This window comes from Streptomyces sp. SP17BM10 (assembly GCF_036322405.1).
In the GTDB taxonomy this organism is placed as follows: Bacteria; Actinomycetota; Actinomycetes; order Streptomycetales; family Streptomycetaceae; genus Kitasatospora.
Genome location: NZ_JAQYXB010000669.1, coordinates 163,831 through 188,119, shown reverse-complemented (window position 1 = coordinate 188,119; position 24,289 = coordinate 163,831). Strand labels below are relative to the sequence as shown.

Below are 24,289 nucleotides of genomic sequence, written 5' to 3'. Positions count from 1 at the left end.
TCTCCTGGCGGCCTTCTGCCGCATTGCCCTACCCGTCCGTCGGGACGGCGAACCGTCCGCGTCCCCAGCATCCCCGGGGGGTGCGCTCGGCGCGCGCGGGGCACGCCGCACGGGGCCCCGGGGCGGCGGGGGAAAGCGATTGGCGGACCACCCCCCCGAGTGCGCTAATGTATGTCCCGCAGCGAACGCCGAGGAGCCCGGGGAACCGGGGCCGGAGCGGAAGCCGATCCCCCATAGCTCAATTGGCAGAGCAGCCGACTGTTAATCGGCAGGTTATTGGTTCGAGTCCAATTGGGGGAGCTCGGGAAGCGGCCCCTCGGGTTCCGTTTTTCCGTCCGTGGTACGGCAGTTGTGTACCGCGTTCCCGCATAGCTCAATTGGCAGAGCAGCCGGCTGTTAACCGGCAGGTTTTTGGTTCGAGTCCAAATGCGGGAGCTGCACCGGGTCCGCCCGGTGACTGCTCAGAGCGAAGGCCCCCCGGACGACCGGGGGGCCTTCGTGTTGTCCGCCGGCCGTCCGCCCCCGTGTCGGGTCCGTCACACCCGGGCCGTCAGGCCGTCGCCTGACGGTACAGGTCGGAGACCCGGCCGTCGAAGGTGATGCTGTACGACGTGCCGGGGGTGTTCCCGCCCTCCTCGTAGCCGCCGATGACGCCGACGACCGTCCCGCCGGGGGTGAGCCACGGGCTGCCGCTGGTGCCGTCGGTGTAGCCGCCGCAGTCGAAGCGTTCCTGGGTGGGGCTCTGCGAGCGGGTCCGGGCCGAGCAGGTGATCGGCTCGTCGCGCTCGTTGGGGTAGCCGGTGACCGACACGTCCAGCCCGAAGCCCTGGCCGGTGGCGAGCGGGTTGCCGCCGACGGCATCCTCGACCTGCCGGCCGTCGACCGGGCGGACGGTGACGAACGCCACGTCGTACTCGGGATCGGCGTCGTCCGCCCAGCGCGGGTCGACGATGATCGACTGCACCGGCCAACTCCCGTAGGGGGAGTAGCCGTTGCGGTAGCCGGGGGTGAACACCAGGCCGTCCAGCAGGCCGACCCTGCGGTTCTGCACGCAGTGCGCGGCGGTCACCAGCAGGTTGCGTCCCGGGCTCTGCACGACGCTGGCCGTGCAGGCCCGCGGGCCCTGCGGGGTGCGGACCGAGAGGGTGCCGATGCGGTCGCGGGCCGCGCTCTGCTGGGCAACCTCGGCGGTGGGAGCCTTGTCCGTCCCGGCGCAGGCGGTTCCGGCGGCGAGCAACAGGGCCGTCAGCGCGGCCGTCCGTGCGGCGCGCGCGGGCCGTGCCGGGCGGGGGGCCATCGGGGGCTCCGTCTCGTTCCTCGGGGCGGGCGCCGGTCCTGCGATCCGCCGTTCGTGAGGAAGATCTACCAGGCCGCGCGCGGCAGCGCCACTGCCTGCCGGTCGTTCGATCACACCGCGGCGCGGCGGCCGGGCCCGCGCGGCTACTGGGTCGCGCGGTCGTAGAGTGCCTGGACGCGGTCCCCGAAGTAGCTGCTGTACGAGATGTCGGGGGTGTCGCCGCCCTCCTGGTAACCGCCGATCACGCCGACCACCGTGCCGGTCCTGGTGCTCGGGTCGAAGTCGGTGACCCAGGGGCTGCCGCTGGTGCCGCCCGTGTAGTCGGGGCAGTCGATCCGCAGCTGGGTGGGGCTCTGCTCGACGGTGTTGTTGGAGCAGGTGATCGGGACGTCGCTGGTGCCGGGGTAGCCGGTGACCCGTACGGGCAGCTGGTAGCCGAGGTTGACGCCGAGTTTGTTGGCGCCGAGCACCTGCTGCACCTGCTGCCCGTTCTGGGCCTGGACGACGGCGAAGGCGACGTCCACGTCCGGGTCGGCGTGGTCCTTCCAGCCGTTGTCAACGGTGACGGCCACCAGCGGCCAGATGCCGCTCGGGGTGTCGCCGTTGCGGTAGCCGGGCACGAAGACCAGGTCGCTGCGCTGGCCGAGCTTCGGGTCCCAGACGCAGTGCGCGGCGGTGACGATGAGGTTCAGGCCGGCGCTGTCGACCACGCTGGCGGTGCAGAAGTGGTCGCCGTCCGCGTTGCGGGTGAAGACGGCACCGACCAGGCCGTTGAGCACGGTGGGCTTGGCGGTGCGGGTGATCCCGGTGTGCTTGCCGATCGCGCCCTTGAGGCGCTGGCGGCTCCAGCCGTGGGCGCCGTCCGGCGCGGCGGACGAGGCGCCGGACGAGGCCGGGGCCGAGGTGACGGTCGGGGCACCGGCGCCGGGGCGCGCCGCCGTGGTGCAGCCGGCCGCCGCCAGCAGCGCCAGCACGGTGCCCGCCGCCACTCCCGCCTCACGCATCGTCACCCGCCCAGGCTGCCCGCCCGCCACCGCGCGTGCCAACCGGACTGGTCCGCACGGAAACGGCGTGCACGCCCGCGCACCCCATGTGCGCCCCCGGCGCGCACCACGGGTGATCGACCGGCTATGCTGCCCGGGACGGCCTTTCGGGGCCGTCTGCTGCTGCCGTGGCCGACGACCGGCGCGCGCGGCGAACCGGGGCGGTAGCTCAGCCGGTTAGAGCAGGGGACTCATAATCCCTTGGTCGTGGGTTCGAGTCCCACCCGCCCCACCCCAGATCGACCGGCCCATCGGGCCGAGGGGTCGCTGACCTGCGAGAACTGTAGGCGAGCGGCGACCGTCCGGCGGTGATTACACGCCGAAGTTCACCCACTTGGTAAGGCCCGGGAACGTTCCGCTGACGTTCCGGGCGCCTGAGCAGCACGTTTGCCGGTGTCCCGGCCACCACCTCCCGTCGTCGCGTCACAGGGCCTGGTCCGCTCGTTGATAAAGTGATATCACTTTGATTACTAGGCGGAATCACCCTGGAGGAGTCGGTCCCATGACCACACCGCGCATGCCCGTGGACGAAGAAGTCGGCCCCGTGCTGGACCTGCCGGTCCCCAAGATCACCGAACGCCCCATCACCCCCGCCGCCGGTCTGCCGGTCCTCGGCGCCGGCCTGCTCGGGCTGGTCGCGGGCGCCGCCCTGATCATCGTCGGCGGCGTGCAGGTCGCCGGCGGTGCCAAGGGCCTCGGCACCGCCCTGGTGGTCGTCGGGCCGCTGCTCGCGCTGGCCTCGCTGGTGGTGCTGGCCGGCCTGACCGTGGTCTCGCCCGGCGAGGCCCGGGTGGTGCAGCTGCTCGGCGACTACCGCGGCACCATCCGCACCGAGGGCCTGAGCTGGGTGAACCCGTTCACCAGCCGCCGCCGGATCTCCACCCGGATCCGCAACCACGAGACCGAGACCAGCAAGGTCAACGACGCGGACGGCAACCCGATCGAGATGGCCGCCGTCGTGGTGTGGCAGGTCGAGGACACCGCCAAGGCCGTGTTCGAGGTCGACGACTACACCGACTTCGTCGCCATCCAGACCGAGACCGCCGTGCGGCACATCGCCGGCAGCTACCCCTACGACGCCCACCGCGAGGGCGAGTTGTCGCTGCGCGACGGCGCCGAAGAGATCACCCGCAAGCTCTCCGCCGAGATCGCCGCCCGGGTCGTGTCGGCCGGGGTGCGGGTCGTCGAGTCCCGGATCACCCGGCTCGCGTACGCGCCCGAGGTCGCCCAGGTGATGCTGCAGCGCCAGCAGGCCGGGGCCGTGGTGGCCGCGCGCAGGCTGATCGTCGAGGGCGCCGTCGGTATGGTCGAGGAGGCCCTCGACCGGCTGGCCGAGCGTGACGTCGTCGAACTGGACGAGGAGCGCAAGGCCGCCATGGTGAGCAACCTCCTCGTGGTGCTCTGCGGCGACCGGGGTACCCAGCCGGTCGTGAACACGGGCTCCCTCTACCAGTAAGGAGCGGCGCGGTTTGGCGACCGAGCGGAAGAAGATCCTGCTGCGCCTGGACCCGGCGGTGCACGACGCGCTGGCCCGGTGGGCGGCGGACGAACTGCGCAGCGCGAACGCACAGATCGAGTTCCTGCTCCGCCGCGCCCTCACCGACGCGGGGCGGATGCCCAGCGGTGCGGCGACGCTTCCCCGGCGCGGCCGACCACCCAAGGAGAGCCCGGACGACGGCACCGACGCCGACTGACCGGGCGCCCACCACCACACCGTCCTCAGCTTGGAGCGCACCCATGGACGTGCCCACGGCCCTGCCGGAGAAGCTGTACCTGCTCGCCTACAACCCCGAGCACGAGCGCCTGAGCGCCACCGCGAGGCTCGACCTCGTGCTGCGGGCGGCGGCCCTCGTCGAGCTGCTGCGGCGCGGACTGATCCGCGACGACGGCCGCCACCCGGCCGCGGTCGAGGGCGCCGCGGCCGACGGCCTCGACCCGCTCTCCGCCGCGTTGCTGGAGCTGATCCGCGAAGGACGGCGGCGCAGCTGGCAGCACTGGATCGGCCGGCGCCTCGGCCCGGCCGGCCGCGCGGGCCGGGTGGTGCGCGACGGCCTCGCCGCGGCCGGCCGGATCCGGGTCGAGGAGCACCGGATCCTCGGGATCTTCCCCGGCCGCCGGATCACGCTGCGGGAGCCCGGGGTGCGCAAGGCGCTGGCGGCGGCCGTCACCTCGGCGCTGAGCGCGCCGCTGAGCCGGGTCGACCCGGCGGACGCGGCCGTGGTCGCGCTGGTCGACGCGGCCCGGCTGACCACGGCCCTGACGTGGCGCCAGGGCCGCGAGCACCGGGCCCGGATCCAGAAGCTGGCCCCGGCCGCCGGGCCCGTCCCGCGTGCCCTGCGCCGGGCCATCGCCGCTTCCCGCGGTGCGGAGGGCGCCGCGTCCTGACCGCCCCCACCCGACCCACTCGGCCCGGCCGCCGTCCACGGCAGCCGGGCTTCGTGCTGCCCCGGCGGTCCCGGCGGTCCCGGCGGTCCCGGTGGTCCTGGCGCACCCGGTGGACCCGGTGGACCCGCACCATCCACCGATCGGTTGATCGGCGCTCCACCGCATCGTCCGACCGGTCTGACCGGCTGATGGATCCGCCGCGGGGCCCCCGCGCGGGAAGCTCGTCGTGAGCCGGGGAACGCCCCGGACGAACGGGAGGGAGCGGCACGATGGCCGTGATCGAGGTGGCGGGCCTGCGGAAGGCGTACGGGCGGCGCCAGGTGCTGGAGGACGTGTCCTTCACCGTGGAGCGCGGCGAGGTGTTCGGCCTGCTGGGCCCGAACGGCGCCGGCAAGACCACCGCCGTCGAGTGCTGCGAGGGCCTGCGCCGGGCCGACGCCGGTACCGTCCGGGTGCTCGGCCTGGACCCGGTCCGCGACGCGCACAGGCTGCGCCCCCGGATCGGCATCCAGCTCCAGCAGGCCCAGCTGCAGGGCGCGTTGCGGGTCGGCGAGGCACTGGAGCTGTACGCCGCGCTCTACCCGAAGCCGCGGGAGCCGCGCGAGCTGCTCGACGAGTGGGGGCTGGCCGGCGAGGTCCGGACGCCCTTCGACAAGCTCTCCGGCGGCCAGCGCCAGCGGCTGTTCATCGCCCTCGCGCTGGTCGGCGACCCGGAGGTGGCGTTCCTGGACGAGCTGACCACCGCGCTCGACCCGCAGGGCCGCCGGGACACCTGGGAGCTGGTGCGCCGGATCCGCGACAACGGCGTGACGGTGGTGCTGGTCTCGCACTTCATGGACGAGGTCGAGGCGCTCTGCGACCGGGCCGCCGTCCTGGACGGCGGGCGGATCGTCGCCGCCGGCACCCCGGCCGAGCTGGTCGCCCGCTCCGGCACCGGCGGCACCCTGGGTTTCCGTCCCACCGCGCCGCTGGACACCGCCCGGCTGGCCGCCCTGCCGGGGGTCACCGCCGTCGAGGAGCGGGAGGGCCGGATCGAGGTCACCGGCACCGGGGACTTCGCCGACGAGGTGACCGGCCTGCTCGCCCGCGAGGGCATCGTCGTCACCGGCCTGCGGATCCGCGAGCACAGCCTCGACGACGCCTACCTCGCCCTCACCCGGCACGACGCCTGAGTCATCGTCGCCCCTCCGCCCGCGCTGAAAGGACCACCGTCATGAACCACACCGTCCACGCCGTCCGCCGCCTGGCCACCGTGGAGGCCCGCCTGTTCCTCCGCGACCCGCTGACCGCCTTCTTCAGCCTGGTCTTCCCCGTCCTGCTGCTGGTCGTCCTCGGCTGCATCCCGGCCCTGCGGCGGACCTCGCCCGACCTGCACGGCATGAGCACCATCCAGCTGTACGCGCCGATCCTGGCCGTCTTCACCCTGCTGCTGCTCGGTCTCAACGGTCTGCCGTCGCTGCTCGCCGCCTACCGCGAGCGCGGCGTGCTGCGCCGGATGTCGGCCAGCCCGGTCCGCCCGGGGCTGCTGTTCGGCGCGCTCGTGCCGATGTACGTCGGCATCGCGAGCGTCTCGGTGCTGCTGGTGGTGCTCGGCGGGCTCGCCCTCGGGGTGCCGCTGCCGCGTCAGCCGCTGGGCTTCCTGCTGGCCTTCGTGCTCGCCGCCGCCGCGATGATGTCGGTCGGCCTGCTGATCGCCGCCTTCGTCCCGTCGGCCAAGGCCGGCAACGCCGTCGGCGCCCTCGCCTTCTTCCCGATGATGTTCTTCTCCGGGATCTGGCTGCCCCGCGAGATGTCGCCCGCGCTGCTCGACCGGATCGGCGACTTCACCCCGAGCGGCGCCGCCGTCCAGGCGCTCCAGGATTCCTGGAACGGGCACTTCCCGCACGCCGTGGCCCTGCTCACACTCGCCGCGTACGCGGTGCTCGCGGGCGGCGCCGCTGCCAAGCTGTTCCGATGGGAATGATCAAGGAGTCGGCCGCGGACGAGAGCGCCCTCGGCGACTGGCAGCACCGCCTGGACCGGCTGATCGGCCCGCTGTGCTACGTCGCCCTGCTGATCGCCCTCGCGCTGGCCCTCCTGGTCCCCGTCCCGACCGCGCGCTCCGCCGCCGCCACCCTCCCGGCGGCGGCCGCCGCGTTCCTGTGGCTGGTGCTGCGCTCCGCCCTCGACCGCCGGCCGCTCCCGGACGGGGGCGCCCGCTGGGCCGGTGCCCACTTCGCCGTCCTGCTGGCGCTGATCACCGTCCTGGTGCTGGACAACCCGTACTTCGGCTTCTTCGCCTTCACCGGCTACCTGCACGCCGCCCAGTACCTGCGCGGCCGGGCCCGGATCGCCGGCGCGGCGGCCACCACCGTGCCGAGCGCGCTCTCCCAGACCGGCGGGGTGCTGCCGGCCGGCGCCGCCCAGGTCGGCGGGCTCCTCGCGGTCATGGCCTTCAACCTGGTGGTCGTCGGCGTGATCCTCACGCTCAGCGAGGTCACCGACCGGCTGAGCCTGCGCCGCAAGGCCGCCAACGCCGAACTCGCCGAGGCCAACCGGCTGCTGACCGAGATGCTCGCCGAGAACGCCGGACTGCACGCCCAGCTCCTGGTCCAGGCCCGCGAGGCCGGGGCCGCCGACGAGCGCCGCCGGCTCGCCCGCGAACTGCACGACACCGTCGCCCAGGGCCTGGCCGGCATCGTCACTCAGCTCCAGGCCGCCGACCTGGCCCGCGAGCAGGACACCCCGGTCGAGCAGTGGCGGCGCCACCTGGACAACGCGGCCGGGCTCGCCCGCGAGAGCCTCACCCAGGCCCGCCGTGCCGTCCACGCGCTGCGCCCGCTGGAGCTGGAGCGGGCCGCCCTGCCGGAGGCGCTGGCCGAGCTCGCCGAGCAGTGGCAGGAGCGCAACGCCACCACCGCCGGGCTGACCGTCACCGGCGAGGCCCGGCCGCTGCACCCCGAGGTCGAGGTGACGCTGCTGCGGATCGCCCAGGAGTCGCTCGCCAACGCCGCCAAGTACGCGCGGGCGGGCCGGGTCGGACTGACCCTCTCCTACATGCCCGGCCTGGTCACCCTGGACGTCCGGGACGACGGCGTCGGCTTCGACCCGGGCGCCGAACCGGCCTCCCGGGCCACCGGCGGCGGCTACGGCCTCGCCGTGATGCGCCGCCGCGCCGAGCGCCTCGCCGGCCGGCTCGACCTGGAGACCGAACCGGGCGCCGGCACCACGGTGACCGCGACCCTGCCGGCGATCGGCATCGAGGAGTGAGGGGACGTTCGTGAACGGGACACCGATCAGGCTGCTGCTGGTCGACGACCACCCGGTGGTCAGGGACGGGCTGCGCGGCATGTTCACCGCCGCCCCCGGTTTCGAGGTGGTCGGCGAGGCCGGCGACGGCGCCGAGGCGCTGCCGCTGATCGCCGCGCTGCTCCCCGACGTCGTGCTGATGGACCTGCGGATGCCGCGGATGGACGGCGTCACGACCATCCGCACGATGACCGAACGCGGCCTGACCAGCCGGGTGCTGGTGCTCACGACCTACGACACCGACGCGGACGTGCTGCCCGCCGTCCGGGCCGGCGCCACCGGGTACCTGCTCAAGGACGCGGCCCGCGAGGAACTCTTCCACGCAGTCCGGGAGGCCGCCCGCGGCGCCTCGGTGATCGCGCCGACCGTCGCCGCCAAGCTGCTCGGCCAGGTGCGCGAGCCCGTCCGGGAGGCGCTCAGCCCGCGCGAGGTGGAGGTGCTGGAGCTGGTCGCCTCCGGTGCGACCAACCGGGAGGCCGCGGCCCGGCTGTTCATCAGCGAGGCGACGGTGAAGACCCACCTGATCCACATCTACACGAAGCTCGACGTCAAGGACCGCGCCTCCGCCGTCGCCGCCGGGTACAACCTGGGCCTGCTGACCCCGACGCCGCCTCGGTAGCCTTGCGGGATGCTCGAACCCGCCCTGCTGCCGACCCCGCTGGTGGACTGCACCGACGAGGCGCTCGCCCGGGCCGGCGTCGAGCTCCGGCTCAAGCGGGACGACCTCCTGCACCCGACCGTCCCCGGCAACAAGTGGCGCAAGCTCGGGCCCAACCTGGCGGCGGCCGTGGAGCAGGGCCACACCCGGCTGCTCACCTTCGGCGGCGCGTACTCCACGCACCTGCGCGCGGTCGCCGTGGCCGCCGCGGCGCTGGGCCTGGAGAGCGTCGGGCTCGTCCGCGGCGACGAGCTGGCCGGCCGGCCGCGCAACTGGTCGCTGCGGGCGGCCGAGGCGGCCGGGATGCGGCTGGCCTTCCTCTCCCGCGCGGAGTACCGCGAGGCGACCGGCCGCGGTGGCACTCCCGGTACGGAGGGCCTGGAGGCGCTGCAACGGCGGTGGGGCCCGTGCCTGGTGCTCCCCGAGGGCGGTTCCAACGCGCTCGCCGCGATCGGCGCGGCGGCGATCCCGGCCGAGCTGACCGACCTCCGCGCCCGCGACGTCGTCTGCTGCCCGGTCGGCACCGGCGGGACACTGGCCGGGATCGCCGCCGGCCTGCCGCCCGGCGTCCGGGCGCTCGGCGTGGCGGTGTTGCGCGGCGGCGAGGGCTACCTGGAGGACGAGGTCGCGCGGCTCCACCGGGCCGCGTACGGGCGGGAGTTCGGCAACTGGCGGATCGACCACGCCCACCACGGCGGCGGCTACGGCAAGGTCCGGCCCGAACTCGCGGCCTTCGCCGAGCGGTTCGAGCGCCGACACGGCATCGCGCTGGAGCGCCGGTACGTCGCGAAGCTGCTGGCCGCCCTCCACGAGCTGGCCACCGCGGGGGAGTTCCCCCGCGGCACCCGCCTGACGGCCGTCGTCACGGGCCTGCCGGACCCGGTCTGATCGCCGGGCCGCTCTAGCCGAAGGTCAGGTTCGCGCAGGGGTCGGTGTCGGCGGTGCGCTCGTTCTCCGCTATGCCCGTCGGCACCGCGCCGGGCACCGTCGCGGTCGGGCCGGGGGCCGCGTCCAGGGCGTTGATCTGGGTGCCGGCCGGTTGGTAGTCACGGCCCAGGGTGACGGTGATCGCGCCGCTGCCGGGCTCCTCGACGGCCTTGGCCCCGGGGAAGAGGGCGGCCGCCTGGTCGGCGGCGGCCTTCAGCACCGGGTCGTAGGACACCACGGTGGTCTGCCGCCCGGGGTCGTTGGCACCGAGCGTGACGTTGGTGAAGCCGCGCGCCTTGAGCGCCGCCGCGCCGGAGCCGGCCAGGCCCGAGGTGCCGACCCCGTTGACCACGACGACCGGCGCCGCGGCCTGCTCGGGCGCGAGCGGCCCGGCGGAGGCGGACGCCGTCGCGCCGGGGCTCGCGGACGCGGTGGCGGTGCCCGTCCCGGCGGTCACCTGGCCGTCGAGGGTGCGGTCCTCCCTGAGCAGCTTCCACAGGGTGTCCGCGTCCGGCTGCACCAGGCGGACGCGCTCCCCGGCGAAGCGCCAGGGCGCCGTGACGAAGGTGACGTCGGAGAGCTTGATGTCCTGGACGGACCGGGCGAAGTCCACGAGCTTCATCGCGGTGCCGAGGCCCTCGTCCACGGTGAGCGACTTGGTGGCCGCGTCGGCCAGCGGCAGCAGGGTGGGCAGCGAGAAGCCCTGGGACTGGACCTTCTTGATCATCGAGGAGAGGAAGGCCTGCTGGCGCTTCATCCGGCCTATGTCCGAGCCGTCGCCGATGCCGTGCCGCGCTCTCAGGTAGTCCACCGCGGACTGCCCGGAGAGCTTCTGCAGGCCCTTCTTGAGGTGGATGCCGTACTGGTCGACGTCGTTCGGCACGCAGGCGTCCACGCCGCCGACGGCCTCGGTCATCGCGGCCGCGCCCTTGAAGTCGACCACGACGGTGTGGTCGATCCGCAGGCCGGTCAGGCTCTCCACGGTGTTCTGCGTGCAGGCCGGGTTGCCGTGCGCGAACTCGCCGAGGCTGAAGGCCGAGTTGAACATCTGGTCGTTGCGCGGCTTGGTCCAGGTGCCGTCCGGCAGCTTGCAGGACGGGATGGTGACCAGGGTGTCCCGGGGTATCGAGACGCCGACGGCGTGCTTGTGGTCGGCGTACACGTGCACCAGGATCGCGGTGTCCGAGTTGCCGACGCCCTCGTCGCCGCCGCCGAGCGCGTTGTTGCCGTCGTCCCGGGTGTCCGAGCCGAGCAGCAGGACGTTGACCGGCACCTGGGCGCCCGGCGAGACCGGGGCGGGCGCGGGCGGGCGCTCGGTGGCGACGCCGCCCGCGTCGAAGGTGGTGATGTTGTGGTCGAGCCGGTGGTAGAACCAGGCACCGGCCCCCACGACGGACAGCACCAGGACGGCGGCCAGGCCGATGGCGGTCCGCAGGAAACGCCGCCTGGGCGAGCTGCTGCTCATCGTCGCGGTCCCCCCGTCTTCGTCTGCTGCTGTTCGGTGTTCGAACATTAGACGTTTCGGGAAGGCGTTCGGTTACCTCGGTGAAGGCCCTGGTTCGACGCCCGCGCCTGTGATGCTGGTCACGCTCCGGGGCCGGAGGCGCCCGTGAGCATCCGCCGGAGCAGGTCGCGCAGGACGGTCCGCTCGTCCTGGCCGAGCGCGGCCAGCGGCTCGCGGGCGAAGTTCAGCGACTCGCGCAGTTCCTCGGAGGCGGCGGCGCCGCTGTCGGTGGCGGCGACCAGCTTGACCCGGCGGTCCTGCCGGTCGGCCTCCCTGGTCACGAAGCCGCGGGACTCCAGGCGGTCGACGATGCCGGTGATGTTCGACGGCTCACAGCTGAGCGTCTGGGCGATCTGCCGCATCGGCATCGGCCCCCGGCGCAGGAGCGCGAGCACCTTGGCCTGGGCCCCGGTGAGCGACCGGGCGGCCGCGGCGTCCTCGTACTCGCGGTGGAAGAGGGCGACCAGGTTGGCCATGAGGTCGACGACCTCGCGGGTGATCTCGTCGGGCTGCTGCGGCGTGGCGGCCGCGGTCGGCTGCGTCTCCATGCGGCACAGTCTACCTGAAAAGTTGACAACCTGAACCTTTCACGTCCATCGTTACTTCAGCAACTCAACCTTTCAGGTGTGAGACACCGCCGATCCCTACGAGGAAACAAGGAGCAGTCCGATGGCAGAGCAGGCAGCGCCCGCCACCGCCCGTGAATGGCACCTCGCCGCGCGTCCGCAGGGCTGGCCGGTCCCGGCCGACTTCGCCCTCGTCGAGGCCCCGGTCCGCACTCCGGGGCCGGGCGAGATCCTGGTCCGCAACGCCTTCCTCTCGGTCGACCCGTACATGCGCGGCAGGATGAACGACGTGAAGTCGTACGTGCCGCCGTTCCAGCTCGGTCAGGCCATGGACGGCGGGGCCGTCGGCTACGTCGTCGCCTCGGAGGCCGAGGGCTTCGCCCCCGGCGACGCCGTGCTGCACGGCCTCGGCTGGCGCGAGTACGCGACCGTCGCCGCCGAGCGCGCCGTCAAGGTCGACGCCTCCGCCGCCCCGCTCTCCGCCTACCTCGGCGTGCTCGGCATGCCCGGCCTGACCGCCTACGCGGGCCTGCTCGCCGTGGGCGCCCTCAAGGAGGGCGACAAGGTCTTCGTCTCCGGCGCGGCCGGCGCGGTCGGCTCGCTGGTCGGTCAGATCGCCCGGCTCAAGGGCGCCTCCCTGGTGGTCGGCTCGGCCGGCTCCGCGGAGAAGGTCGCCACGCTGGTGGACGAGTACGGCTTCGACGCCGCCTTCAACTACAAGGACGGCCCGGTCGCCGAGCAGCTGGCCAAGGCCGCTCCGGAGGGCATCGACCTCTACTTCGACAACGTCGGCGGCGAGCACCTGGAGGCCGCGATCGGCGCGCTCGGCGTGCACGGCCGCGCGGTGCTCTGCGGCGCGATCGCCCAGTACAACGACACCACCGCGCCCGCCGCCCCGCGCAACCTCGCGCAGGCGATCGGCAAGCGGCTGCGCCTGGAGGGCATGCTGGTCAGCGACCACGCCGCGCTCCAGCCGCAGTTCGTCGCCGAGGTCGCGGGCTGGCTCGCGGCCGGCGAACTCCGTTCCGGCGAAACCGTGGTGGAGGGCTTCGACAACGCGGCCGGGGCCTTCATCGACCTGCTGCGCGGCGTCAACACCGGCAAGATGGTCGTCCGCCTGGACGCCTGACCCACCATCAGCGGATCCCGCCGCCCCGCCGCCCCGCCGCCCACCGGGCGCGCGGGGCGGTTTGCATGCACGGCGCAGGGGAGGGCGTCGCACTACCGCATTCCGGCCGGATCCGAAAGTGCGTCATCCATCGTGCGGGGCGGCGCGGTACGGTGGTCCCGCCTGGCGATGGGGCCGTTCGGGGGAGAGATCCGGCCGAGGGGTAGACCTCGTTGAGGATTCGACTAGCATTGAGCGAAAGCCTGTCCGTTTTGCTCAATTTAGTGACTTAATGTCGGCAAGCGTGGGTAACTGTGGATCAACTGCAGGCACGAGGCAGCTGGGGAAGGCGACCCTCGTCCACAGCCTGGAGGTCCCGGTGACGACACGTGGAGTTCTCTACATCCACTCCGCGCCCCGCGCGCTGTGCCCGCACGTCGAGTGGGCCGTCGCGGGGGTGCTCGGTGTGCGGGTGAGCCTGGACTGGATCCGCCAGCCGGTCGCGCCCGGACACTGGCGCGCCGAGCTCTCCTGGCAGGGGGAGCCCGGTACGGCCTCGAAGCTCGCCTCCGCGCTGCGCGGCTGGCAGCTGATGCGGTACGAGGTCACCAGCGAGCCCTGCGCCACGGCGGAGGGCGAGCGCTACAGCAGCACGCCCACGCTCGGCATCTTCCACGCCGTCACGGGCATCCACGGGGACATCCTGATCCCCGAGGACCGGCTGCGCGCCGTCCTGCTGCGCGCCCGCAGCGAGGGGGCCGACCTGGAGGCCGAGATCTCCCGGCTGCTCGGCAAGCCGTGGGACGACGAGTTGGAGCCGTTCCGGTACGCCGGCGAGGGTGCGCCGGTGCGCTGGCTGCACCAGGTGGTCTGACCTCCGGGACCTGCGTCCAAGAACGACGGAAGGGGCCGGCGCTCTTCGTGAGCGCCGGCCCCTTCCGTACGGGCGGGTCAGCGGGTGCGGAAGGCCAGCACCACGTTGTGGCCGCCGAAACCGAACGAGTTGTTCAGCGCGGCGATCCGGCCCTCGCCGGGCAGCGCGCGGGCCTCGTCGCGCACGATGTCCGCGTCCACGTCGTCGTCGAGCTCCTCGACGTTGATGGTCGGCGGGGCCAGCCGGTTGTGGAGGGCCAGCACGGTGGCGACGGTCTCGATGCCGCCGGCGCCGCCCAGCAGGTGGCCGGTCATCGACTTGGTGGCCGAGACGGCGATGTGGTCCAGGTGCTCGCCGAGTTCCTTGCGCAGCGCCTTCAGCTCGGCGGTGTCGCCCTGCGGGGTCGAGGTGGCGTGCGCGTTGACGTGCACGATCTCGGCCTTGTCGAGGGTGTTGCGCTCGAACAGGTCGGCCAGCGCGCGGGCCACGCCGGCGCCGGTCGGCTCGGGCTGGGCGATGTGGTGGGCATCCGAGGACAGGCCCTGGCCCACGGCCTCGCAGTAGATCCGGGCCCCGCGGGCCTCGGCGTGCTCGACCGACTCCAGGACGACCACGCCGGCGCCCTCACCGAGCACGAAGCCGTCGCGGGCCTTGTCGTACGGGCGCGAGGCGCGCTCGGGCTCGTCGTTGTTCTTGGACATCGCCATCATGTTGGCGAACGCGGCGATCGGCAGCGGGTGGATCGCGGCCTCGGTGCCGCCGGCCACCACGACGTCGGCGCGACCGCTGCGGATCATCTCGATCGCGTAGCCGATCGCCTCGGCGCCGGAGGCGCAGGCGGAGACGGGGGTGTGCACACCCGCGCGGGCGCCGACCTCCAGACCGACGTTGGCCGCCGGGGAGTTGGGCATCAGCATCGGGACGGTGTGCGGGGAGACCTTGCGGGAGCCCTTCTCCTTCAGCACGTCGTACTGGTCGAGGAGGGTGGTCACGCCGCCGATGCCGGAGGCGATGACCGCGCCGAGGCGCTCGGGGGCGAGCTTGGAGGACTCGTCGGTGGCCGGGGTCTCGTAGCCGGCGTCGGCCCAGGCCTCGCGGGCGGCGATCAGCGCGAACTGCGCGGAGCGGTCCAGCTTGCGGGCCAGCGGGCGGGGCAGGATCTCGCCCGGGTCGACCGCGGTGCGGGCGGCGATGCGGACGGGCAGGTCCGCGGCCCACTCCTCGGTCAGGGCCGACACTCCGGAACGGCCCGCCACCAGGTTCTCCCAGGTGGTGGCGGCGTCGCCGCCCAGCGGCGTGAAGGCGCCGATACCCGTGACGACCACGGTACGGTTTTCAGCGGTCACTGGTTCTTCTTCTCTCACGTTGGTGCGGGGTCGGCGGCGAGCCGGGGGGGTGGGGTCGGCCGGCTCGGGCGAGCCGGCCGACGTTCACGCGAACGCTCAGGCGTTGGTGAGGATGTACTCGACGGCGTCGCCGACGGTCTTCAGGTTCTTGACCTCGTCGTCCGGGATCTTGACCTCGAAGCGCTCCTCGGCGGCCACGACGACCTCGACCATGGACAGCGAGTCGACGTCCAGGTCATCGGTGAAGGACTTGTCGAGCTGGACGTCCTCGGTCGGGATGCCGGCGATCTCGTTGACGATCTCGGCGAGACCTTCCAGGACCTCGTCCTTGGTAGCCATACTGGCTGCTCCTCTTCGGTGTTGAACGCGTCCGACCGGCGGACGGACGCAGGCTTGGGCGGATGAGTGGGGCGAAACGCGCCTAGGGGAGCGTAACGACTGCCGCGGCGTACACGAGACCCGCCCCGAACCCGATGATCAGCGCGAGGTCTCCGCTGCGGGCCTCGCCGCTCTCCAACATGCGCTCCATCGCCAGCGGGATGGAGGCCGCGGAGGTGTTCCCGGTCTCGGTGATGTCGCGGGCGACCGGCACCGAGTCGGGCAGCTTGAGGGCCTTGATCATGGCATCGGTGATGCGCATGTTGGCCTGGTGCGGGATGAAGGCGCCGAGCTGGTCGGCTGTGATCCCGGCGGCGTCCAGCGCCTGCTGGGCCACCTTGGCCATCTCCCAGACGGCCCAGCGGAAGACCGTCTGGCCCTCCATCCGCAGGGTCGGCCACGTGGACTCCTCGCCCGCGCCGTTGATGGCGTCGGGCTTGGCGAAGGCGGTGTCCCAGGCCTGGGTCTGCGAGATGACGTCCTTCTGCGAGCCGTCCGAGCCCCAGATCACCTTGCCGATGCCGGGGGTGTCGGAGGGGCCGACGATCGCGGCGCCGGCGCCGTCGCCGAAGATGAACGCGGTCGAGCGGTCCGACCGGTCGGTCATGTCGCTCAGCCGCTCGACGCCGATCACCAGCACGTACTCGGCGCCGCCGCCGCGGATCATGCCGTCGGCCAGTCCCAGGCCGTAGCCGAAGCCGGCGCAGGCGGCCGAGATGTCGAAGGCCGGGGCGGTGCCGCAGCCCAGGCGCTCGGCGATCTCGGTGGCGATGGCGGGGGTCTGCTTGAGGTGCGAGACGGTCGCGACGATGACGCCGCCGATCTGGTCGGGGGCGATCCCGGCCTGGGCGATGGCCTTGCCGGCGGCCTGCACCGACATCTCGGCGACGCTCTCCTCCGGGCCGGCCCAGCGGCGCTCGGCGATGCCGCTGCGGGTGCGGATCCACTCGTCCGAGGACTCGATCCACTCCAGGACCTCGGCGTTCGGGATCACGCGGACGGGACGGTAACCGCCCACGCCGTGGATCCGCGAGAACTGCGCCCCGGTCGACGGACGAATCTGCGGCTTGCTCATGCGGCCACCTCGCTGCGCTCGGCGGTCGCTTCGCAAGATGCGCACCTTCCGATGATTCGCTCGCTTCGCTTGCTCATGCGGCCACCTCGCTGCGCTCGGCGGTCGCTTCGCAAGATGCGCACCCTCCGATGATTCGCTCGCTTCGCTTGCTCATGCCATGCTCTCCTGGTCCTTACCGCCGTGCTCCGCGATCAGCTCGCGGGCCTTGTCGAGGTCGGCGGGGGTCTTGAGGGCGAGCGTCGCCACACCCTTGAGGTTGCGCTTGACCAGGCCGGTGAGCGTGCCCGCGGGGGCCAGCTCGATCACGGCGGTCGCGCCCAGTCCGGCCAGCGTCTCCATGCAGAGGTCCCAGCGGACCGGGTTGGAGACCTGCGACACCAGGCGCTCCAGCACCTCGGTGCCGGAGGTGACCACCGCGCCGTCCCGGTTGGAGACGTAGCGCACCTGCGGATCGGCCACGGTCAGGGTCGGGGCCAGCTTCGCCAGCCGCTCGACGCCCGGGGCCATGTGCTCGGTGTGGAAGGCGCCCGCCACCTTCAGCGGGATAAGCCGGGCACCGGTCGGCGGGTCCGCCTTCAGTGCCTCCAGCTGGGCGAGCGTGCCGGCGGCGACGATCTGGCCGCCGCCGTTGTTGTTGGCCGGGGTCAGGCCGTGCTCCGCCAGCTTGGCCGCGACCGCGTCCGGGTCGCCGCCGAGGACGGCGGTCATGCCGGTCTCGGTGACGGCGGCGGCCTCGGCCATGGCGCGGCTGCGCTCCCGGACGAAGGTCAGCGCGTCGTGTGCGCCGAGCACACCGGCACCCGCGGCGGCGGTGATCTCACCGACGCTGTGGCCGGCCACGGCACCGACGACGGAACGGGCGGCGGTCTCGTCGGGGAAGAGCGCGCGGGCGGTGACCAGGCCGGCGGCGACCAGCAGCGGCTGGGCGACGGCGGTGTCCTTGATCTCCTCCGCGGACGCCTCGGTACCGGCGTGCAGGAGGTCGAGTCCGGCGACCTCCGACCAGCCGCGCAGGCGGTCGGCGACACCGTCGACCTCCAGCCAGGGGCTGAGGAAACCGGGGGTCTGGGCACCCTGTCCAGGGGCGACGATTACGAGCACGGTTCAACCCTCTCTCGCCAGGCGCCCGGGGGCGGGTAGGCGACGGTAACGAAGAAAACCATCCGGGATTGTAAGTTCCCTACATCCTGGTCAACCTTGCTCGCCGACGACCGTCAGTCGGCCGAGGGCCAGGGCGATCCGCAGCGTGAACGCCGATCGAACGTCCGATGGCGCGTAGCCCGTGACGTCGGTCACACGTCGGAGCCGGTAGCGCACCGTGTTCGGGTGGACGAAGAGCATCCGGGCCGCGCCCTCCAGTGAGGAGGCCTGCTCCAGGTAGACGCTCAGTGTCTCCAGCAGTGCCGAGCCCGCCTCGTCGAGCGGTGTGTAGATCTCCTCCACCAGCTGGCGGCGGGCCGCCTCGTCGCCGGCGAGCGCGCGTTCGGGCAGCAGGTCGTCGGCCAGGACCGGGCGGGGGGCGTCCGGCCAGGCGGCGCAGGCCCGCAGGCCGGCCGCGGCGGCGTGCGCCGAACGGGTGGCCGAGAGCAGGTCGGGCACGGTCGGGCCGACCACCACCGGGCCCGGCGCGAACTGGCCGATCAGGGCGCGGGCGGCGTGCACCGGTTCCTTGTCGCCGCCGACCACGACCACCAGGCGCTTGCCCAGGACGCCGGTCAGCACGTTCAGCTTGGCGTAGCGGGCGGCCCGGCGGATCGCCTCGACGACCAGCTCGCTGTCGCCGTCCGGTGCGCTGCCCATCACCACGCGCACCTGGCTCGGCTGGCCCCAGCCGAGCGCCGCGGCGCGCGAGAGCACTCCCTCGTCCGCGTCGCCGGAGAGCAGCGAGTTGACGACCAGCGCCTCCAGCCGGGCGTCCCAGGCGCCGCGCGCCTCGGCCGCCTGGGCGTAGACCTGGGCGGTGGCGAAGGCGATCTCCCGGGCGTAGACCAGCACGGACTCGCGCATGTCCGCCTCGTCGCCGGGGGCGGCCACCTCCTCGATGGCCTCCTCCATCACCTCGATCGTGGTGCGGATCAGCTCGACGGTCTGGCGCAGCGTGATCGCCCTGGTCAGCTCGCGGGGCGCGGTGCCGAAGACGTCGGTGGAGATCGCCTGCGCGGCCTCCGGCTGGCGGTACCACTCGGTGAAGGCGGCGATGCCCGCCTGGGCGACCAGGCCGATCCAGGAGCGGTGCTCCGGCGGCATCCGCCGGTACCAGCCGAGCTGGTCGTCCATCCGCGCGATCGCGGCGCTGGCCAGCTTCCCCGAGGACTTCTCCAGCCGCTTGAGGGTCGCGGCCCGGCGCTCGGCGCGGTCGGCGGCGTTTCTGCGCTCCTGCGGGGTCAGGCGCGGCGCGGAGCGGCCGGGGCGGTGGCGGCCCGGTGCGGCGGCCGGGGCCTTCCCGTCCGGCGCGGGATTCTCGGTGGGGGCGCTGGTGGCGTCTGAGGAAGCGGCTGGCACAAGGACAAGACTGCCTCACGCGGGTCACTGCTCGTGCACACCCCCCGGCGGAGCGCCGCGGTGGCACCGGTCACACCGGTTACGGTGGGGCCGTGACCGACGCCCCCGCCCGCCCCCGCGCGGACCACCGCCGCACCGCCGAGCGCTACGTCTCCACCCCGGCCGAGGGCGTCGAGACCAGGCACGCGTTCTCCTTCTCCGGGCACTACGACCCGAAGAACACGCACTTCGGCGCGCTGCTCGCCTGCAACGAGGAACTCCTGGCCCCCGGGGCCGGGTTCGAGGAGCACAAGCACCGGGACACCGAGATCCTGACGTGGGTCCTGGAGGGCGCGCTGGCCCACCGGGACTCGCACGGCCACAGCGGCGTGGTGCGCCCGGGGATGATCCAGCACCTGAGCGCGGGCTCGGGCGTGACCCACACAGAGCGCAACGTCGGCGGTGCCGAGGGCCCGGTCCGGTTCGTCCAGATGTGGCTCCAGCCGGACGTGTTCGACGCGCCCCCGGCGTACGGGCTGCGCCGGGTGGAGGCGGCCGCGGGCGGGTTGACGCTGCTGGCCTCCGGGCTGGAGCGCGACGCCGGGGCGGACGTCCTGCGGCTGCGGCGCGGTGACGCCGCGCTCTGGCTGGCGACCGCCGGGCCGTGGCAGCCGCTGCCCCCGCTGCCCGTCGCCGCTTGGCGCTACGCGCACCTGACGTCCGGTGCGCTGGGCTACCGGACGGTGCCGGGCCCGAAGGGCGAGGGGCGTTCGATGGTGCCGGGGGACAGCGTGCGGATCACCGGTGACGCGTTCGCGGACCCGTCGGCCGGCGAGACCGGCGCCGAACTCCTGCTGTGGGAGATGCACTCGCCGGTCTCGTACGGCTGACTCAGCCGGGCAGCCCCGGCAGCTCGGCGAGCACCGCGTCGGACAGCTGCGGCCAGACCTCGGCCGCCCAGGGGCCGAAGTCCCGGTCGGTGAGGGCGATGCAGGCGGCCCCCGCCGCCGGGTCGACCCACAGGAAGGTGCCGGACTGGCCGAAGTGGCCGAAGGTCGCGGGGGAGTTGGCGGTGCCCGTCCAGTGCGGTGACTTGCCGTCGCGGATCTCGAAGCCCAGGCCCCAGTCGTTGGGGCGCTGGTGCCCGAAGCCGGGCAGCACGCCGCTGGTGCCGGGGAAGGCGACCTCGCGGGTGGCCCGGTGGACGGTGGACGGGTCGAGCAGCTTGGGGGACTGCAGCTCGGCGGCGAACCGGGTGAGGTCGGCGAGCGTGGACAGTCCGCCGGCGCCGGCCGGGGACTTGTGGGCGGTGTTGATCAGGGTGTCGTGCATGCCCAGCGGCTCGAACACGGCCTCGGCGACGTAGCGGGAGAACTCGATCCCGGCGGCCGTGGCGAGGGCGCCCGCCAGCGCGTCGAAGCCGGCGTTGGAGTAGAGGCGGCGCTTGCCCGGATCGCCGAACACCCGGTCCTCGTCGAAGCCGAGGCCCGAGGTGTGGGCGAGCAGGTGGCGGACGGTCGACCCGGCCGGGCCGGCCGGGTCGTCGAGCTCGAAGACGCCCTCCTCGACGGCGACCAGCGCGGCGTAGGAGGTGAGCAGCTTGGTCACCGACGCGAGCGGGAACAGGTGCCGCTGCGGCCCGTGCGAGCCCAGCACCGCTCCGTCCGAGCCCCGGACGACCGCCGCGGCGGCGTGGGGGACGGGCCAGTTCTCGATCATCCGCAAGCTCTCCATGCGCCCGACTCTAACCGGGCCCGAAACCGGGTGGCGGAACCACCCGGATGTGGGGCTTGCTTGGAGTGCACTCCAACTAGGTAGCGTCGTGACCATCACGGCACAGGGGGTATCGATCATGGCCACACTCGCGCCCGTCGAGGTCGATCTGCGGAGCTGTTCCGAGGTGTTCCACCGGCCGGTCGGCGATCCGGACCGGACTCCGCGCCACACCATCAGCGAGGTCTCCGCGGCCAGCGGACTGACCACGCACACCCTGCGCTGGTACGAGCGGATCGGCCTGCTCGACCCGGTCGACCGCGCGGTCGGCGGCCAGCGCCGCTACTGCGACGCCGACCTGCACCGGCTGGCCTTCCTCGGCCGGCTGCGGCTGACCGGCATGTCGGTGGCGGACATGCTCAGGTACGTCGACATGGCCCGCGAGGGCGAGCGGACGTACGAGGGCCGGCGGCAGCTGCTGGAGACCCAGCGCGAGGAGGTCCGGCAGCGGATCGCCGACCTCCAGGCCACCCTGGCCGTCCTCGACTACAAGATCGATCTCTACGCGGGGAGGATCGCCGACGCCAACGGCGCCCCCGTCCAGTGCCAGTACCACCGAGCAGAGGAAGAGCAGCGAGCATGACGCACCCCGCACTCCCCACCGCCCGACTCGGCGCCGACGGCCCGCTCGTCGGTGTCCAGGGCCTCGGCTGCATGGGCATGAGCGAGTTCTACGGCCCGACCGACACGACCGAGTCGCTGGCCACCCTGGACGCCGCCCTGGAGGCCGGCGTCACCCTGTTCGACACGGCCGACATGTACGGCTCCGGCCACAACGAGGAGCTGATCGGCCCGTTCGTCCGGGCCAACCGCGACCGGGTGGTGATCGCCACCAAGTTCGCCATCGAGCGCAGGGCGCAGGACCCGGGCTACCGGGCCGTCCGCAACGACCCGGAGTACATCCGGACCGCGATCGACGCCTCGCTGCGCCGACTGGGCGTGGACGTCATCGACCTCTACTACATGCACCGGCGCAACCCGGACGTGCCGCTCGCCGAATCCGTGGGCGCCATGGCCGAGTTGGTGCGGGCCGGCAAGGTCCGCCACCTCGGGCTCTCCGAGGTGACCGGGGCCGAGCTGCGCGAGGCGCACGCCGTCCACCCGATCGCCGCCGTGCAGTCCGAGTGGTCGGTGTTCTCCCGCGACGTCGAGCGCTCGGTGGTGCCGGCCGCGGCCGACCTGGGCGTCGCGTTCGTGCCGTACTCGCCCCTCGGCCGGGGCTTCCTGACCGGCTCCTTCCAGGACGCCGAGCAGCTCCCGGCGGACGACTTCCGGCGCACCCAGCCGCGCTTCACCGGTGCCAACGCGAAGGCCAACGACGCCCTGCTGGAGCCGGTGCGGCGGATCGCGGCGGACCGCGGGGCCACGGCGGCCCAGGTCGCGCTGGCCTGGGTGCACCAGCGGGCGCAGGTGCACGGGCTCACCGTCGTGCCGATCCCGGGCACCCGCAAGCGCACCCGGCTCGCGGAGAACACCGCCGCCGCGACGCTGGAGCTGACCGCCGCCGAGCTGGCGCTGCTGGAGCCGGTGGCCGGCCAGGTGGCCGGGGACCGGTACCCGAGCATGGCGAACACGCAGGTCGAGCGAGAGTAACGGCCCCGGGACCGGGCGGGCCCGGCCCGGTGAGCCGGGCCGCGCTCCGGTGCCTGGTGGCCGACCCGAACGGCGGGCGCCGGCTGTTCCGGGCCGACCAGGGTCCTCCCTGGCTGACCAGGGTCCTCCCGGGCCGCGGGGATCAGGAGCCGGACTGCGGCCGGAGCACGACGTCCTGGTAGTGGCCGAGCGAGATCGCCGCGAAGTTGTGCAGGCTGTCGGTGCCCTCGGCGAAGTAGCCGTTGTGGCCGGCCGCGCGGGCCGAGGAGATCTCCTCGGCGCCGAAGCCGGAGGACGTCGGGTCGGCGCCGTGGCCGAGACCACCCACCTCCAGGTACGGGACGTTGCCGATCCAGTCGCTGGGGTTGCGGGTGGCCCACACCTTGACGCCGGTGCCGAGCTCGCCGGTGCTCTGCACGCCCATGCCGGGGCTGCCGAACACCATCATGTCGGTGACGCCGGAGGTGTCGGACGGCGAGGCCGCGGCGCGCGGGATCTCGGGGGCGGCGTCGCCGCAGACCACGGACCCGTAGGAGTGGCAGAGCAGGGACGGCGGCGCGTCCGGGCGGGTGGTCTCCTTGAGCCCGGCGAGCAGGCGCTGCAGCCGGGGCGCGCCGATGTCGGCGAGGCGGGAGGTGACGGCGTCCGGGCCGAGGCCGGAGGGCGTGACGTAGCCGGTCCAGGCGATCACCGCGGTGCGGGTCTTCGGGGCCTGCTTCTGCTCCTCGGCGTACAGGGCGCGGGCCATGCCGGCGGGGGAGCGCAGCGGGTCGGCGGCCTGGTCGAAGTGGCCGAGGTCGGCGTCGGAGCCGGGCACCAGGACGGAGACCCGCTCGGCGTCGGCGAGGTCGCCCCACACCTCGGTGACCAGCCCGCGCCCGCGCGGATCGAAGGCGAGGACCTGGCGGTCGGGGGCGAGCAGGTGCTCGACGTCGTTGGCGCGGGAGACGGCCAGCGCGCGGGCGTCGGAGTCGAGCTTGGGGTCGTCGGCGCGGGCGCGGGCGGCGTCGCGCTCGGCGGCGAGGGCGATCCGGTTGGCGCGGTAGCGCAGGTCGAGCGGGGCGCCGTCGAAGTTGCCGACGACCAGCGGGTACTGCCGGATCAGCCGGTCGAGCTCGGTGGGCGCCAGCGAGGCGAAGAACTCGGCTGCGGCGGCCGGGGTGGTGGTGGCCGGGTCGGGCAGGCCGCGGCCGAAGGAGTGGTCCTGGAGCCAGGCGGTGCTGCCGGCCGGGGGCGTGCTGATCGCCAGCTGCTCGGTGGAGGCGGCGGCCGCGGCGGCCGAGGCGCCGGCGTCGGCCAGGACCGCGAAGCCCGCGAACGCCCCGATCAGTACACGCTTCCAGCGTCGACGGTTGCGCACCGCACCAACTCCCTTGGGCCCGTCACCATGTCCTGGGCGGGGCCCGAGGGGTGCGTCAGACTGCGAACTTCCCTGCGTAAGCGTAGAGGTCACAGGAGGGTGACGGACACGCCCAAACTGTGGGATGGATCACATGAACCGGGGGTGTCCGGTTCGCGTCTTCCGTGGTTCGGACCGCCCCGCCGGGCCGCGGGCCGTTCCGTCCCCGGCGTCACCTCGCCTGCTCGTCGAACTCCCGGACCAGCCGCTTGGGCGCGGTGCGCCGCCAGGCCTCGGTGACCAGGTCGCGGAGTTCCTCCGGGTCGACGAGGTCCAGCCGGACGCTCACCCAGCCGTGCCGGCCGACGTAGGGGGCGGACGAGAACACCTCGGGCTCGGCGGCCAGCAGCTCGGCCTGGTCCTCGGGGCCGGCCTTGACGGTGACGCGCTCGCCCTCGGGCGAGCCCATCGCGAAGATCTTGGCCCGCACCCGCAGCGTCTCGATCTCCCACGTCGGCTCCTGCGCGGCCTCCGGGAGGGCCAGGGCCATCGCGCGGAACTCGTCGAACGTCACCATGACGGCAGGTTAGGGCACGCCGCCGACAACGCGCCCCCAGTGCGCGCCGAGGCGCTCCGGGGGCGTGTGGCGGTTGG

At 73.5% G+C, this 24,289-nt stretch carries 25 protein-coding genes and 3 tRNA genes; 16 read left to right on the top strand and 12 right to left on the bottom strand.

The features are described 5' to 3' along the window. Positions 1 to 227 precede the first annotated feature (227 nt). Positions 228 to 300 (top strand) — tRNA-Asn (locus PUR71_RS33965). Positions 301 to 362: 62 nt separating this feature from the next. Next, positions 363 to 435: transfer RNA gene (locus PUR71_RS33960), tRNA-Asn, on the top strand. Between the two features lie 115 nt (positions 436 to 550). On the opposite strand, the gene PUR71_RS33955 is transcribed toward PUR71_RS33960, so the two are convergent. Both PUR71_RS33955 and PUR71_RS33950 read right to left on the bottom strand, forming a co-directional pair. Then, positions 551 to 1,297, bottom strand: coding sequence for a trypsin-like serine peptidase (locus PUR71_RS33955; protein WP_329931063.1), 747 nt, complete (start codon positions 1,295 to 1,297; stop codon positions 551 to 553). 143 nt (positions 1,298 to 1,440) lie between these two features. Then, a complete protein-coding gene (locus tag PUR71_RS33950; protein ID WP_329931209.1) occupies positions 1,441 to 2,301 on the bottom strand; it encodes a trypsin-like serine peptidase in 861 nt (286 codons plus the stop codon). A gap of 197 nt (positions 2,302 to 2,498) precedes the next feature. On the opposite strand from PUR71_RS33950, the gene PUR71_RS33945 reads away from it, so the two are divergent. The 9 genes from PUR71_RS33945 (at position 2,499) to PUR71_RS33905 (ending at position 9,559) form a co-directional block, all read left to right on the top strand. Further along, a tRNA-Ile gene (locus tag PUR71_RS33945) sits at positions 2,499 to 2,572 on the top strand. 270 nt (positions 2,573 to 2,842) lie between these two features. Then, complete coding sequence (locus PUR71_RS33940) at positions 2,843 to 3,796, top strand: SPFH domain-containing protein (RefSeq protein ID WP_329931062.1); 954 nt, start codon at positions 2,843 to 2,845, stop codon at positions 3,794 to 3,796. A 13-nt stretch (positions 3,797 to 3,809) separates the two neighbouring features. Next, a complete protein-coding gene (locus PUR71_RS33935; protein ID WP_329931061.1) occupies positions 3,810 to 4,034 on the top strand; it encodes a hypothetical protein in 225 nt (74 codons plus the stop codon). Between the two features lie 43 nt (positions 4,035 to 4,077). After that, on the top strand, positions 4,078 to 4,725 hold the full coding sequence (locus PUR71_RS33930) for a GOLPH3/VPS74 family protein (protein ID WP_329931060.1): 648 nt from the start codon (positions 4,078 to 4,080) through the stop codon (positions 4,723 to 4,725). A gap of 269 nt (positions 4,726 to 4,994) precedes the next feature. After that, positions 4,995 to 5,897: an ABC transporter ATP-binding protein gene (locus tag PUR71_RS33925; protein ID WP_329931059.1), complete on the top strand. Its 903-nt coding sequence runs from the start codon at positions 4,995 to 4,997 to the stop codon at positions 5,895 to 5,897. Between the two features lie 41 nt (positions 5,898 to 5,938). Next, a complete protein-coding gene (locus PUR71_RS33920) occupies positions 5,939 to 6,688 on the top strand; it encodes an ABC transporter permease (protein WP_329931058.1) in 750 nt (249 codons plus the stop codon). Then, on the top strand, positions 6,679 to 7,974 hold the full coding sequence (locus PUR71_RS33915) for a sensor histidine kinase (RefSeq protein WP_329931057.1): 1,296 nt from the start codon (positions 6,679 to 6,681) through the stop codon (positions 7,972 to 7,974). The genes PUR71_RS33920 and PUR71_RS33915 overlap by 10 nt, the downstream gene beginning before the upstream one ends. Before the next feature lie 10 nt (positions 7,975 to 7,984). Further along, positions 7,985 to 8,632 (top strand): response regulator transcription factor, encoded by a 648-nt coding sequence (locus PUR71_RS33910; RefSeq protein WP_329931056.1) that lies wholly within the window; start codon positions 7,985 to 7,987, stop codon positions 8,630 to 8,632. Between the two features lie 9 nt (positions 8,633 to 8,641). Then, positions 8,642 to 9,559: a 1-aminocyclopropane-1-carboxylate deaminase/D-cysteine desulfhydrase gene (locus PUR71_RS33905; RefSeq protein ID WP_329931055.1), complete on the top strand. Its 918-nt coding sequence runs from the start codon at positions 8,642 to 8,644 to the stop codon at positions 9,557 to 9,559. A gap of 13 nt (positions 9,560 to 9,572) precedes the next feature. Here PUR71_RS33905 and PUR71_RS33900 read toward each other — a convergent pair whose 3' ends face one another. Together PUR71_RS33900 and PUR71_RS33895 are read right to left on the bottom strand one after the other, a co-directional pair. After that, positions 9,573 to 11,063 carry an LCP family protein gene (locus PUR71_RS33900; protein WP_329931054.1) on the bottom strand — a complete coding sequence of 497 codons (1,491 nt, stop codon included), beginning with the start codon at positions 11,061 to 11,063 and terminating at the stop codon, positions 9,573 to 9,575. Between the two features lie 119 nt (positions 11,064 to 11,182). Continuing rightward, positions 11,183 to 11,650: a MarR family winged helix-turn-helix transcriptional regulator gene (locus PUR71_RS33895; protein WP_329931053.1), complete on the bottom strand. Its 468-nt coding sequence runs from the start codon at positions 11,648 to 11,650 to the stop codon at positions 11,183 to 11,185. A 121-nt stretch (positions 11,651 to 11,771) separates the two neighbouring features. On the opposite strand from PUR71_RS33895, the gene PUR71_RS33890 reads away from it, so the two are divergent. Both PUR71_RS33890 and PUR71_RS33885 read left to right on the top strand, forming a co-directional pair. Next, a complete protein-coding gene (locus PUR71_RS33890; protein WP_329931052.1) occupies positions 11,772 to 12,797 on the top strand; it encodes an NADP-dependent oxidoreductase in 1,026 nt (341 codons plus the stop codon). A gap of 358 nt (positions 12,798 to 13,155) precedes the next feature. Continuing rightward, the gene (locus tag PUR71_RS33885; RefSeq protein WP_329931051.1) at positions 13,156 to 13,650 is read left to right on the top strand and encodes a DUF3145 domain-containing protein; all 495 of its coding nucleotides are present in this window, start codon (positions 13,156 to 13,158) and stop codon (positions 13,648 to 13,650) included. A gap of 77 nt (positions 13,651 to 13,727) precedes the next feature. Here the strand turns inward: PUR71_RS33885 and fabF are convergent, their stop codons facing one another. From fabF to PUR71_RS33860, 5 genes are all read right to left on the bottom strand, one after another. Beyond that, entirely contained in the window at positions 13,728 to 14,996 is a 1,269-nt protein-coding gene (gene fabF, locus PUR71_RS33880; RefSeq protein ID WP_329931050.1) for a beta-ketoacyl-ACP synthase II, read from the bottom strand. Between the two features lie 96 nt (positions 14,997 to 15,092). Beyond that, positions 15,093 to 15,335 (bottom strand): acyl carrier protein, encoded by a 243-nt coding sequence (locus tag PUR71_RS33875; RefSeq protein ID WP_329931049.1) that lies wholly within the window; start codon positions 15,333 to 15,335, stop codon positions 15,093 to 15,095. A gap of 82 nt (positions 15,336 to 15,417) precedes the next feature. Next, the gene (locus PUR71_RS33870) at positions 15,418 to 16,449 is read right to left on the bottom strand and encodes a beta-ketoacyl-ACP synthase III (RefSeq protein WP_329931048.1); all 1,032 of its coding nucleotides are present in this window, start codon (positions 16,447 to 16,449) and stop codon (positions 15,418 to 15,420) included. 150 nt (positions 16,450 to 16,599) lie between these two features. Further along, a complete protein-coding gene (locus PUR71_RS33865) occupies positions 16,600 to 17,550 on the bottom strand; it encodes an ACP S-malonyltransferase (RefSeq protein WP_329931047.1) in 951 nt (316 codons plus the stop codon). Positions 17,551 to 17,640: 90 nt separating this feature from the next. Beyond that, positions 17,641 to 18,837 (bottom strand): PucR family transcriptional regulator, encoded by a 1,197-nt coding sequence (locus tag PUR71_RS33860; RefSeq protein ID WP_329931208.1) that lies wholly within the window; start codon positions 18,835 to 18,837, stop codon positions 17,641 to 17,643. Positions 18,838 to 19,043: 206 nt separating this feature from the next. Between PUR71_RS33860 and PUR71_RS33855 the strand changes: the two genes are divergently transcribed. Next, positions 19,044 to 19,820, top strand: coding sequence for a pirin family protein (locus PUR71_RS33855; RefSeq protein WP_329931046.1), 777 nt, complete (start codon positions 19,044 to 19,046; stop codon positions 19,818 to 19,820). Between the two features lies 1 nt (position 19,821). Here the strand turns inward: PUR71_RS33855 and PUR71_RS33850 are convergent, their stop codons facing one another. Further along, entirely contained in the window at positions 19,822 to 20,664 is an 843-nt protein-coding gene (locus PUR71_RS33850; RefSeq protein WP_329931045.1) for a serine hydrolase domain-containing protein, read from the bottom strand. 118 nt (positions 20,665 to 20,782) lie between these two features. Between PUR71_RS33850 and PUR71_RS33845 the strand changes: the two genes are divergently transcribed. After that, positions 20,783 to 21,286 (top strand): MerR family transcriptional regulator, encoded by a 504-nt coding sequence (locus tag PUR71_RS33845; protein WP_329931044.1) that lies wholly within the window; start codon positions 20,783 to 20,785, stop codon positions 21,284 to 21,286. Then, positions 21,283 to 22,296 (top strand): aldo/keto reductase, encoded by a 1,014-nt coding sequence (locus PUR71_RS33840; protein ID WP_329931043.1) that lies wholly within the window; start codon positions 21,283 to 21,285, stop codon positions 22,294 to 22,296. The genes PUR71_RS33845 and PUR71_RS33840 overlap by 4 nt, the downstream gene beginning before the upstream one ends. Before the next feature lie 142 nt (positions 22,297 to 22,438). Here PUR71_RS33840 and PUR71_RS33835 read toward each other — a convergent pair whose 3' ends face one another. Together PUR71_RS33835 and PUR71_RS33830 are read right to left on the bottom strand one after the other, a co-directional pair. Next, a complete protein-coding gene (locus PUR71_RS33835) occupies positions 22,439 to 23,656 on the bottom strand; it encodes an alpha/beta hydrolase (RefSeq protein ID WP_329931042.1) in 1,218 nt (405 codons plus the stop codon). Positions 23,657 to 23,867: 211 nt separating this feature from the next. Next, the gene (locus PUR71_RS33830) at positions 23,868 to 24,212 is read right to left on the bottom strand and encodes an MmcQ/YjbR family DNA-binding protein (protein WP_329931041.1); all 345 of its coding nucleotides are present in this window, start codon (positions 24,210 to 24,212) and stop codon (positions 23,868 to 23,870) included. Positions 24,213 to 24,289: the final 77 nt, after the last annotated feature.